The 11,125-nt window shown below is 47.9% G+C and carries 8 protein-coding genes and 1 tRNA gene; 4 read left to right on the forward strand and 5 right to left on the reverse strand.

The window, feature by feature from the left end; translation table 11 throughout:
- Nucleotides 1-125: 125 nt before the first annotated feature.
- Nucleotides 126-665, reverse strand: coding sequence for a ribosome biogenesis factor YjgA (gene yjgA, locus ABY802_RS14070; RefSeq protein ID WP_372627758.1), 540 nt, complete (start codon nucleotides 663-665; stop codon nucleotides 126-128).
- 205 nt (nucleotides 666-870) lie between these two features.
- Between yjgA and pmbA the strand changes: the two genes are divergently transcribed.
- Entirely contained in the window at nucleotides 871-2,217 is a 1,347-nt protein-coding gene (gene pmbA / locus ABY802_RS14075) for a metalloprotease PmbA (protein ID WP_372627759.1), read from the forward strand.
- An 81-nt stretch (nucleotides 2,218-2,298) separates the two neighbouring features.
- On the opposite strand, the gene ABY802_RS14080 is transcribed toward pmbA, so the two are convergent.
- Complete coding sequence (locus ABY802_RS14080; protein WP_372627760.1) at nucleotides 2,299-4,467, reverse strand: M3 family metallopeptidase; 2,169 nt, start codon at nucleotides 4,465-4,467, stop codon at nucleotides 2,299-2,301.
- Nucleotides 4,468-4,635: 168 nt separating this feature from the next.
- Nucleotides 4,636-6,555 carry an ATP-binding protein gene (locus tag ABY802_RS14085; protein ID WP_372627761.1) on the reverse strand — a complete coding sequence of 640 codons (1,920 nt, stop codon included), beginning with the start codon at nucleotides 6,553-6,555 and terminating at the stop codon, nucleotides 4,636-4,638.
- A 160-nt stretch (nucleotides 6,556-6,715) separates the two neighbouring features.
- On the opposite strand from ABY802_RS14085, the gene ABY802_RS14090 reads away from it, so the two are divergent.
- Nucleotides 6,716-6,792 (forward strand) — tRNA-Arg (locus tag ABY802_RS14090).
- Nucleotides 6,793-7,022: 230 nt separating this feature from the next.
- Nucleotides 7,023-7,370 (forward strand): hypothetical protein, encoded by a 348-nt coding sequence (locus ABY802_RS14095; protein WP_372627762.1) that lies wholly within the window; start codon nucleotides 7,023-7,025, stop codon nucleotides 7,368-7,370.
- 134 nt (nucleotides 7,371-7,504) lie between these two features.
- Here the strand turns inward: ABY802_RS14095 and ABY802_RS14100 are convergent, their stop codons facing one another.
- A complete protein-coding gene (locus ABY802_RS14100; RefSeq protein ID WP_372627763.1) occupies nucleotides 7,505-7,693 on the reverse strand; it encodes a DUF2892 domain-containing protein in 189 nt (62 codons plus the stop codon).
- 309 nt (nucleotides 7,694-8,002) lie between these two features.
- On the opposite strand from ABY802_RS14100, the gene ABY802_RS14105 reads away from it, so the two are divergent.
- Nucleotides 8,003-8,866: an MBL fold metallo-hydrolase gene (locus ABY802_RS14105; RefSeq protein WP_372627764.1), complete on the forward strand. Its 864-nt coding sequence runs from the start codon at nucleotides 8,003-8,005 to the stop codon at nucleotides 8,864-8,866.
- 70 nt (nucleotides 8,867-8,936) lie between these two features.
- Here ABY802_RS14105 and ABY802_RS14110 read toward each other — a convergent pair.
- Nucleotides 8,937-11,125: type I secretion C-terminal target domain-containing protein (locus tag ABY802_RS14110; RefSeq protein ID WP_372627765.1), on the reverse strand; the 2,189-nt coding region annotated here is incomplete at its 5' end.

The raw sequence follows: 11,125 nt of genomic DNA on the forward strand, positions 1-11,125 counted from the left end.
AATGATATTCAGTGGGGCAAAGCTTCCGATAAACATGGCTGGTTAACTCGTATTTAAGTATTATCGACAGCCCCAATTAAAAAGCCAGCATATTGCTGGCTTTGTTTTTTGCGTGGTCAGCGCAATTAATTAGCGTCGTTTTCCATAATAACCGGCCGGATCAGCTGGAACAGCTCGCGGAAGGCTTTTGGCGGCTGCTCTTTCTCTTGCTCTTTCTTGGCCTGACGAATAAGTAAGCGCAGTTGCTGCACTTCAATAGCTGGATACGCTGCGACAAATTCAGTTAACGCATCGTCGTTACTCAGCAGCTTCTCCCGCCACTTTTCTACTTTATGAAATTGTTTGTCTGCGGCTTGTTTGGTGTTGCGCATTACCGCCAGCGCCTGTTCAATTTGCTCCACTTCGCGGGTGCGCATTAACCGGCCAATAAACTGAATGTGCCGACGTAGTGCTTCGCGTTTTTTAGCCAGTTTGTCAGCCAGCTCCAGTGCATCCAGCAGTTCTTCATCCAGCGGTACCTTGGCGCGTGCGGCCGGGCTCAATGCTACCAGCTCTTCTCCCAGGGTCTGCAGGGCATGCATGTCGCGTTTGATCTGGCTTTTGCTGATATGGTCTGGTTGCTCCAGCCATTTGCTGTCGCCGTATTTAAATTCGGTTTCGGTCATGGTGCTTCTTCATTAGCAAATTTTGGTTAAGTATATCACTAAACTGCTATCTCCAAGCTTATGCCGCTAAACTTCTGCTGTTAAACTTTTACGTACAAACTAAGATCATTAATAAACTTAGCTCACTAAAGTATGGGGTGCTGGCAGCAGCCGTTAACAGTATATGGTAAGCTTGGCACAAATAGAGCGATCAGCAAGAGTGAATATGCAAGCAACAGAACAAAACGTCTGGCAGGAAATTGCCGAAGTTAAAGATGCCGTCGGTGCAGTACTGGCCCGCGCCAAAGCGCTGGGTGCCAGCAGTGCAGAGGCGTCAATGAGCCGTACCCGCGGTTTAAGTGTGGAAACCCGCCATGGCGAAGTAGAAACAGTAGAATTTAATCAGGATGGCGGCCTGGGTATCAGTTTATATTTTGGCCAGCGCAAAGGCTCAGCCTCTACTGCAGATTTAAGCCCGCAGGCGCTTGAGCGTGCCGTAGCGGCTGCTGCCGATATTGCCCGTTATACCTCAGAAGACCCGCATACCGGGGTGGCTGAAGCCGGTTGGCTTGAGTTCAGCCCACCTGATTTAGATTTATTTTATCCGGATAGTATCAGTACAGAGCTAGCGATCAGCTTATGCGCCGGCGCAGAAGAAGCGGCCTTTGCCACCGATAAGCGGATCACTAACTCTGAAGGGGCCTCATTCTCATCGCACCAGGGGTTGAAAGTGTATGGCAACAGCCATGGCCAGCTAGTGGGCTACCCTAGTTCGCGCCATAGCTTCAGTTGTGTGGTCATTGGCGAGCAAGACGATGAAATGCAGCGCGATTACAGTTTTACGGTGGCCCGCCAGTACAGTAAATTACTCGATCCAAAACAAATTGGCCGTGAGTCTGCGCTGGAAACGGTAGCCCGTTTAGGTGCCCGCCAAGTACCTACCCAGAAAGTACCGGTTATTTTCCGGGCCGACATTGCCAGCAGCCTGTTTGGTCATTTGGTATCGGCGATCAGCGGTGGCAGTATTTACCGGAAATCCAGTTTTTTACTGGATAAAGTAGGCAAGCAGATAATGGCAGCGGGCGTAACAGTTCAGGAAAAACCGCATTTACCCCAGGCATTAGCGTCCAGCCCGTTCGACGCAGAGGGCGTTAAAACCCGCGATTTAGCCGTTATCGAAAATGGCGTATTAAATACCTATCTCACTACCAGCTACTCTGCGCGCAAGCTGGGTATGACCAGTACCGGCCATGCTGGTGGTATTCATAACTGGCTGATTAGCCACGGTAGTGATGATTTAGCTGCGCTATGCCGGCAAATGGGTAAAGGTTTGCTGGTTACCGAACTAATGGGCCAGGGCGTGAATACTGTTACTGGTGATTACTCGCGGGGCGCCAGTGGTTTCTGGGTTGAACATGGTGAGATTCAGTTCCCGGTAGCGGAAGTGACAATTGCCGGCAATCTGGCTGATATGTTTATGAATATTGCGGCAGTGGGCAACGATGTCGACCGCCGTGGCGGTGTACTGACCGGTTCAGTGCTGATCAGCCAGATGCAGCTGGCAGGCGCGTAACTCTTCAGGGCTATTAGCCGGCCGGTATAAAAAAGCCCTGCTAAGAAGCAGGGCTTTTTATTTAATTAACAGTTAAGCGGCTTATTCCACTTTGGTTTTCAGACCACGGCGAATTAGCAGCGCGTCGGTTGTCGGCTCCTGGCCACGGAACGCTTTATAAGAGTCCATGGTAGGGCGTGAGTTACCCACTTCCAGAATATTCTTGCGGTAATGGTCACCATTTTCACGGGTTAAACCACCACGAGATTGTACATAGGCAAAAGCATCTGCCGCCAAAATTTCACTCCACATATAGGCATAGTAACCGGCTGAGTAGCCACCGCCCATTGAATGGGAGAAGAACGGTGACTTATACCGTGGTGGTACCGCCGGTAAGTCAACGCCGTGCTTCTTCAGGGCTGCAGCTTCAAACGCCACCACATCTTGAAGTGGTTCGTCGGCTGACAGCGAGTGCCATTCCATGTCTAGTAAGGCAGCAGACATATATTCTAAGGTGTCATAGCCCTGGTTAAAGCTACGTGAACGCAATACTTTATCCAGCAATTCTTTTGGAATTGGCTCGCCGGTTTCATAGTGTTTGGCATAATTACTTAACACTTCTGGATGCTGAGCCCAGTCTTCCTCAAAGGTAGACGGGAACTCAACAAAGTCACGGGATACGGAGGTACCGGCTAACGTTGGGTATTTTACGTCAGAGAACATACCATGAATACCATGGCCCAATTCGTGGAAAATAGTGGTGGTATGGTCGTAGCTGATTAACGTTGGGTTACCTTCCGGTGCTTTAGGAATGTTCATAACATTCACTACTACCGGCTTGGTACCCAGCAAGTTCGACTGGCCGACAAAAGAGCTCATCCAGGCACCACCGCGTTTACCTTCACGGGCAAAGTAGTCAGCATAGAAAATCGCCAGGCTGGAGCCATCAGCATCAAATACTTCATACGCTTTAACGTCAGGGTGGTATACCGGTAAATCCGGACGGGGTTCAAACCGAATACCGTAAAAGCGATTCAGGGTATAAAATACGCCATCTTCCAATACTCGGTTAAACTCAAAGTACTCTTTAACTTCGTTTTCGTCTAAATCGTATTTCGCCTGACGAACCAGTTCTGCATAGTATTCCCAATCCCAGGGCTGGGCTTCGAAATCACCACCGTGCTGTTTAATCATTGCATTGATGTCAGCCAGTTCTTTTTTGGTATTTTCTACCACAGCCGGCACCATACTTCCGAGCATACCGAACACGGCTTCCGGTGTTTTAGCCATTTGCGCTTCCAGGCCATAGCTGGCCCAGTTAGCATAACCCAGCAGCTTGGCGCGCGTTGCCCGCAGTTGCGCTAAACGGCTAACGATAGGAGTGGTATCAAACTCACCGCTCTGGCCACGATAAGCAGATGCTTCCCACACCCGCTTACGTAATTCGCGGTTATCAAGCTGGCTTAGCACCGGCTGGCGGGTAGTATTGGTAATGTTTAGCAGGTATTTACCTTCATGGCCTGCTGCTTTTGCTGCTGCAGCAGCTGCTGTGATCTGAGCGTCGGTTAATCCGGCCAGCTCCTCTTTACTCTCAACTACCACGGCGATATTTTTAGTTTCAGCTAACAGGTTTTGCGAAAACTTGGTGGTCAGGTTTGAATGCTCTTCATTCAGTGCCCGAATCGCGGTTTTCTGATCTTCAGTCAGCTCGGCACCTGCCCGCACAAACCGGTCATAGTAGACTTCAGCCAGCCGCACGCTTTCCGGATCCAGCTTCAACTCATTGCGATTGTTATAAATGGCTTTAACCCGCGCGAACAGAGCAGGATTTAAACTAATGTTGTCAGAGTGGGCTGCCATTTTTGGTGCCAGTTCTGACTGGATTTTCCGACGCTGTTCGTTACTGTCAGTACCGGTAAGGTTATAAAATACCCGAGATACCCGGTTTAACATTTCACCGCTTTTTTCAAGGGCAACCAGGGTATTGTCAAACGTTGGTTCAGCTGAGTTATTGGCAATGGCCTCCACCTCAGCCATGTGCTGCTTCATACCTTCTTCGAAAGCGGGCAGAAAGTGATCATCATTAAAGGCACTAAAGTCCGGAGCCTGATATTGCAGGCTGCTTTGCTGAAAAAATGGGTTGCTGCTGGTCACTTCGGTATTCTCAACGGCTGAGGGAGTGGATGCTACCTGGGTTGGGGCGGTATTGTCTGAGCAGGCGCTCAGCGCTAGAATGGCACCAATCGCCGTAGCGAGTAAAGTTTTGCGCATTATTATGTCTCCGTGGCGTAATTGCGGTTAAGACCGCTAGTCATTATTGTCAGCTGCACCCTTGCAGGTGCGCTGTAGCAAATGCAGTATGTCAAAAATGACATTAAAATGGCGGCTTTTGCAGCCAATGGTATGCAAATTAAGACAAAAAACTGCCAGCTGCAAATTTTAATCTGTTAGAACGCCGGTTGCGGGTAATTCAAAATAAAAGCAGCTACCCTGGGCGAGACGCTGGTAGCCAATTTTGCCGTCCATCTGCTCTATTATGGCTTTGCTGATTGCTAATCCGAGGCCCGTGCCGGCATGCTGGCGACTGGCATGGTTCTCAGCCTGAGCAAACCGCTGAAATAAATGAGGTAAAAACTCTCCACTGACACCTTTGCCCTGATCAATAACGCTGACCCGAATCATCTTGTCATGCTCACTTAACTTAATCTCAACCACACTGTCATCTGGCGAGAACTTTACCGCATTAGACAGTAGGTTCAGACAAACCTGGCTTAACCGGCCTTTATCAGCCATCACCTGAAAAGGTTTTTCATTGTCCTGAACGATCACCAGGCGTTGTTTATGCTGCATCGCTGCAATTTGGGTAATGTTTTGCTCCAACAAAGGAACTAGTGCAACCGGAGAAATCGAAAAGCGCATTTTGCCGCTGGCCAAACGCTCAGTATCCAGTAAATCGTTAATAAGCTGATTGAGCTGGCCGCAGCTGCTATGTGCCATCGTCAGCATTTTCTGTGCAGAGTGGTTTATGTCACCCAGTGCGCCACCAATAGCCAGACTAAGGGCACCATTGATAGCAGTAAGTGGTGTACGGAGTTCATGGCTAACGGTAGCCACAAAGTCATTTTTCAGTTTTTCAACTCGCTTACGTTCTGTAATATCTCTAATTAACATTAACTGGTGCTGTTGCTTGCCTTGAACCAGTCTGCTGCGGGTTAACGACAGCTCAAACTGACTACTGTCCTGGCGCAGGCCCTGGCCTTCAAATACCTGGTCAGGTGCTGATGTGGCGCTGTAAATCTCATCAATATTCTGGGGAGTAGCAAGTAGCATAGACCAATGTAAACCTTTCAGGCTGCCGCTGGGGTAGCCATATAAGCGGAAACAGGACACATTGGCGTCCTCTATAATGCCGTCATCACTGGTAACCACGATGGCATCGCGTACATTGTTCATTACTGCCCGTAAATAGCTTTCGCTGTGGCTAAGCTCATTCGCGGTCTGCCGCAATTGTTGTCTCGAATAAAACAGCCAGGCCAGCAAGATCAACAAGCAAAGAGTGGCAGTAAACAGACTAACACGTAATAACACACCTCTGTTTAACACCGGCTCGGTGGCCCTTATCGCCATTTGCCAGTCTGCGCCACGGATCGCCAGATTCAGCAACAGGCTATCATCATAAAATAAACCTGGCTCACCAAAAAAAGTGTTTCCATAGTCGTCCTTGCCCGGCACTTTAGCTCTGAGTGCTATAGTGACATTTTGCGCTGCTGCGTTGTCTGCCAGTAAAGACCAGATGGTTTCTATATTTATGACAGTGCTTAAAATACCCCAATAGGTATCATCGGGAATAAAGAGGGGTAACCGGTAAATAAAAGCCTGGCCTCCCTGCACCAGCCGCACCGGACCAACCAGCCGCGCCTGTTTGCTACGTATAATTTCTTCCACCGCCGGCCACTGGTCGGGTAAATCCGGGTAATATAAATTAATGGCGCGTTCATTACCGACCAGCGGATAAATATATTGCAGCCGGTTTCCCGGCGCTACGCCAATATTCCGGATATGCTTCGCCTGCTGTACCAGGCCAGGCAGCAGAATATCCAGCTCATCTTGATCTATTTCACCGCCGCTCGCTTTAATATAAGAGGCCAGGCCAACGGTTAAATAAAGCGGGATATTCAGTTCAGATTCGAGCATGGCTTTTAGCTGACCGGCACTGGCTACTTCATGGCGCAATTGCTGGCTACGGGTAAGTTGTTGTTCGTGTTTAACTAAAATTTCAGTAGCCAGTAAAGCCACACCAGCCAATACCGCTAACAGTAACCAGTGCCAATAGCGCAGCGCGCTAAAAAAACCAACCATCGAAAAGGATCCTCAACCACAATTAAGCTACTCTAGCGTTTCAAAGGCAGTGGCGCAATCATCCGCATAAAAACTGTTTGCCTAAAAAACGCACTGTCAGGGAATAGACTTACACTAAAACCCTGTCTATAATGCGCGCTCGCACCAAAGTGCGAAGGTTGCACCCGTAGCTCAGCTGGATAGAGCGCTGCCCTCCGGAGGCAGAGGTCCCGCGTTCGAATCGCGGCGGGTGCACCAAAATATCAAAACCACCTTAGGGTGGTTTTTGTGTTTTAAGCAATGAGCCCAGTCCAAACGCGTTTTCGACCAATGTTTCATGATTGTCTAAGCTTGAAAAAACAATTTTGGCATAAATATGAAATCTGCTGCCTGTAACATTAGCGTACACATATAAAATATCTTCACTGTTCAGAGCTGTTTTCAGCTGCTAATTTGGCTACACTGAAACAGAGCCTAAGGAGAATGCTATGGATAATGATGTAATCCAACTGGAAAAGCAGAGCTTGGAAGCACTGCGCTATAACTACCCTCAACTACAACAGCTTAGTGGCAGCATTATGTTTGTCGCTGAAGCCGAATCACCAATGCTAACCGCCACTGCATGGCACTTAACTGAAGCCAATAATATGATGCTGAGGGAGTTAGGTGTAAAAACCGCTATTTTAGAATTGCTCGATACTTTGGTCGAACATCGCAAGCGTCACCGGATCCGGCCAAACCGGGAAGGGCGCTTAATTATTGCTGCTGGTGAGTTAGACGTAGAATGGCTAAACGATGGCAGTATTTCGTTATTAGCCTACAAAAATGCAAGTTAGCGGTATCTCAAAACGCATGCCGTTTAACTTCATCACTTAATAACAACAGCTGGCAGCGGAGAACGCCAAGCTTAAGGCTGCGTTTAAACGTGCTCAAGAAGATCGGCACATAATTCGGCTTGAAATAAACGCTGCTAATTGATCTTGCAAGTTTTAATACCCAGTACACTGTACAATGGACAAAAATTAAACAGGCCAGTTAACAACGGCACAACGCCAACCCAGCCCCACAGGCCAATAATACCGGTTGCTGCCAGGGCAATTAATATGACACCAGCGATAATCCGTACTACCTTATCAACTCCACCTACATTGTTTTGCATAAGTTAACCCTTTTAATTAGTTATAACTTATTTATGCTAGTCTTATCGATGTAAAGTAGCGAATGCAGAATTAGTATAAAAACTGATCTGGGTCAATTTCCCACCATCTTTACCAAAAAATGCTGAATTAAGGGATAACAATCAGGCTTCACCGAAGTTGTAACGTGCGCTATACACCATCCAGTTCATCTATTGGTTTAGCTACGAAACGTAATCCGTCAAAGTTATTTCCATATGGTATAAGCTTATATTATATTAGCATATACTCACTTTGTGGTGTTATTGCAGAAAAATGGTTGAGGGGGCAGCATGAGCTATCAGGTTCAGGCGTTTTTAGATAATGACAGTGAAACCTTTAGTTATGTGGTAAGCGATCCGCTTAGTGGCAAAGCGGTAGTTATTGATCCGGTATTGGATTTTGATTACAAGGCCGGCCGCACCAGTACTGTTAGTGCAGAAAAAATTCTGACGTATGTGCAACAACATCAGTTAACGGTTGACTGGATATTGGAAACCCACGCCCATGCTGACCACATATCGGCAGCACCATTCTTGCGAAGCAAGTTGGATGCAAAAGTGGCGATTGGCGCTGAAATAACCCAGGTACAGCGCATTTTTAAAGATGTATTTAACCTGGAAAAAGAATTTCTGCCGAATGGCTCGCAATTCGACCGTTTATTTGCTGACGGCGACACCTTCCAGATCGGCGAAATGACTATTCGCGCGATGCACTTGCCAGGTCATACCCCGGCTGATTTGGCGTATATCATTAACGGTAAGGCTGCCTTTGTTGGAGATACGCTTTTTATGCCTGATGTTGGTACCGCCCGCTGTGATTTCCCGGGTGGTAGTGCCGGGACTTTATTTGACTCTATTCAGAAGCTGCTGGCGCTACCGGCTGATACCGAAATTTATATTTGTCATGATTACCCGCCAAAGGGGCGAGGGCACGAGTATAAGACGTCTGTAGCTGAACAAAAGCAGCACAATATTCATGTTGGTGGTGGCGTAAGGAAAGCTGATTTTGTAAAAAGGCGCGAGGCGCGCGATGCTACGCTGGCGATGCCCCGGCTTATTTTGCCTTCGGTACAGGTTAATATCCGCGCCGGCCAACTGCCGCCGGCTGATGATAACGGTACCACTTATTTAAAGGTGCCTATTAATCTATTATAAAAAAACAGGCGCTAAGTGCGCCTGTTTCCTTTGCTAATTACCTGGGTTAAGCGTCTGACTATCAGAGCATTTAGCCATCAATCTTCAAATTACCGTTGTTAATCAGGTTTTCAATAATGGCCTGGGCATCAGCGCCAAAACTGCTTAAGTCTACGCCCTCAAGTATAATCTGCTGGCTAACATTGCCTGTGCCTGTGTGCTTAATACTGATGGTGGTATTGCCGCCACTGACACTAAAGCTCAGGTAATCAGTAATATTATCGCTGTTTTCCCCCTGTAACAGGTCACGTAGATCAATTGCATCACCTTGCGCGGTGTTGAAGTCTTTTATCACATCAACAGCAGTGGTAGTGTTGCCCTGATCACCTAGTTGCCAGGCAAATACATCAGAACCGGTGCCGCCGGTCAGGGTATCGTTGCCTTTGCCACCGAACAGTATGTCGTTCCCTGCTCCTGCATTAATCGTGTCATTGCCGATACCGCCGTAAATAACATCATTGCCAGCGCCAGAATTAATAATATCGTTGCCGCCATAGGCCATAATTAAATCGCCAGCATCTGTACCTGTAATGGTTTGTGGTGAATCATTACCTGACAATACTGTATTGCTGGTTTGCGACAAATCAATGGTAATAATGTCTGATACCGAGGTGCTTGATGTGCCATCAGTTGTGGTTGCGGTTACCGTCAAATTGAGCTGCCCATTGAAGCCAACCGGGGTTAAAATACTTAATCCTTCCAACTCTGCTTGGGTTAATGTCCAGCTGCCATCTGCGTTTTTAATACCGGCTGTCAACAAGGCATTAGCAGGTACTCCGGTAATGCTTAGTATCAAACTTTCGCTGGCATCAACGACCGCGGCGGTGATGGTCAAATCGACCATATCGCCGTAAGTAACGCCATTTACAGTGATGGTAGGGGCAGATAAGTTAAGCTGAGAATCCTTGCCACTATCCCTGCCATTGATAATTACCCAGTCAAATTTATACAGACCGTCTTGGGTCGCAGTAAAATTAAACGTGCCGTTACCATTGACCGCTGCACCCAAAAACTCAGAAGAGGTAATTAATTGGGTTGTTTTGCTGCCATCTGGTGCAGTAATTATCACCAGAACAAAGTCATTAAATCCAGCCTGGATTTCATTGACGAGGTTCTCGCCATTAATAAACTGCCAATTAAAACCAACCGACATGTCTTTGTTTAAGTTAACGGTACTCGAGGTGTAGTTGCCATCTATTGCATCAATATTGCCCGGGTCAGTTAACGCTCCAGAGGGTGCGGCAAAACTATCCAAGAAGCCACTGGTTAAGCCAAGTGCTTGTTCCAGTGAGGCCTGACTTAAGCCTTCGCCTGACCGAACGCCGTTAGCGCCGGTAGTGATAGACGTTGCGCCTGCCAAGGTTGATACCGCATCTGCCACTTGCAGCATCGCCGCATCGGCAACAGGGGCTACCGTTATATTCAGTGTTGCTGTTGAGGTTCCACCCTGGCCATCAGAAATGGTGTAGTTAACTGTTGGCAGGGTCCCGCTCCAGTTGGCAACAGGAGTGAAAGTAAACCCGCCGTTGGCATTAAGCTGCAAGGTTCCCTGATTTTCAATAACGACTGAATTGCCTGCCAGGTAGCTCTGACCGTTGATAATAAAGCTTTCGACAACTAAGGCGTTGCTATCAACATCGACATCGTTTGACAACACACTGGCTGTTAACACCTGATCTTCATTGACGGTGAAATTCGAATTATTTGCAACCGGCGTACTGTTGATTGATGCGGTATCACCTGTACCAGAATTACCGGCTATGTCTGTGTAACTGCCATTTGCTACTGCAATTGATATTGCTGCAGTACCATTCGCTACAAAGGTAGCAGTCCAGATATTCGGATTGGTCGGGTCTTGAGTTAAGCCAGTTAAAACGCCGCCCGTTACCGCAATATCTGCCATCGTAAAGCCGGTAACTTGCTCACTAAAGGTAAAGGTTACCGTCGTCTGCTCATTGGCAGCTAATGTCGTTGCATCTGTTGTTATATCCACAGATGGTGGTGAGGTATCCAGCACGGCACTGTCAGAGCCAGTGGCACCGGTATTGCCAGCCACATCAGTAATGCTGGCGGTAACGGTTAAGGTCGCACCTTCAGCAGGGGCAGGTACGGTGGTCAGTACTACACCGGCATCAATCTGTGCCTGGGTCAGCACGATGGCCACACCGTTGACGGTCAGGGTATCACCTGCCAGAGCACCGGTATCGGCTAATGAAATGG

The sequence above is a fragment of the Arsukibacterium sp. genome (assembly GCF_041616895.1).
In the GTDB taxonomy this organism is placed as follows: Bacteria; Pseudomonadota; Gammaproteobacteria; order Enterobacterales; family Alteromonadaceae; genus Alishewanella.

What these genes read in the sequence shown, in the direction of transcription:
- pmbA (WP_372627759.1), top strand. Translation starts at nt 871, where the DNA reads ATGCAAGCAACAGAACAAAACGTCTGGCAGGAAATTGCCGAAGTTAAA.
- yjgA (WP_372627758.1), bottom strand. Translation starts at nt 665, where the DNA reads ATGACCGAAACCGAATTTAAATACGGCGACAGCAAATGGCTGGAGCAA.
- ABY802_RS14080 (WP_372627760.1), bottom strand. Translation starts at nt 4,467, where the DNA reads ATGCGCAAAACTTTACTCGCTACGGCGATTGGTGCCATTCTAGCGCTG.
- ABY802_RS14095 (WP_372627762.1), top strand. Translation starts at nt 7,023, where the DNA reads ATGGATAATGATGTAATCCAACTGGAAAAGCAGAGCTTGGAAGCACTG.
- ABY802_RS14085 (WP_372627761.1), bottom strand. Translation starts at nt 6,555, where the DNA reads ATGGTTGGTTTTTTTAGCGCGCTGCGCTATTGGCACTGGTTACTGTTA.
- ABY802_RS14105 (WP_372627764.1), top strand. Translation starts at nt 8,003, where the DNA reads ATGAGCTATCAGGTTCAGGCGTTTTTAGATAATGACAGTGAAACCTTT.
- ABY802_RS14100 (WP_372627763.1), bottom strand. Translation starts at nt 7,693, where the DNA reads ATGCAAAACAATGTAGGTGGAGTTGATAAGGTAGTACGGATTATCGCT.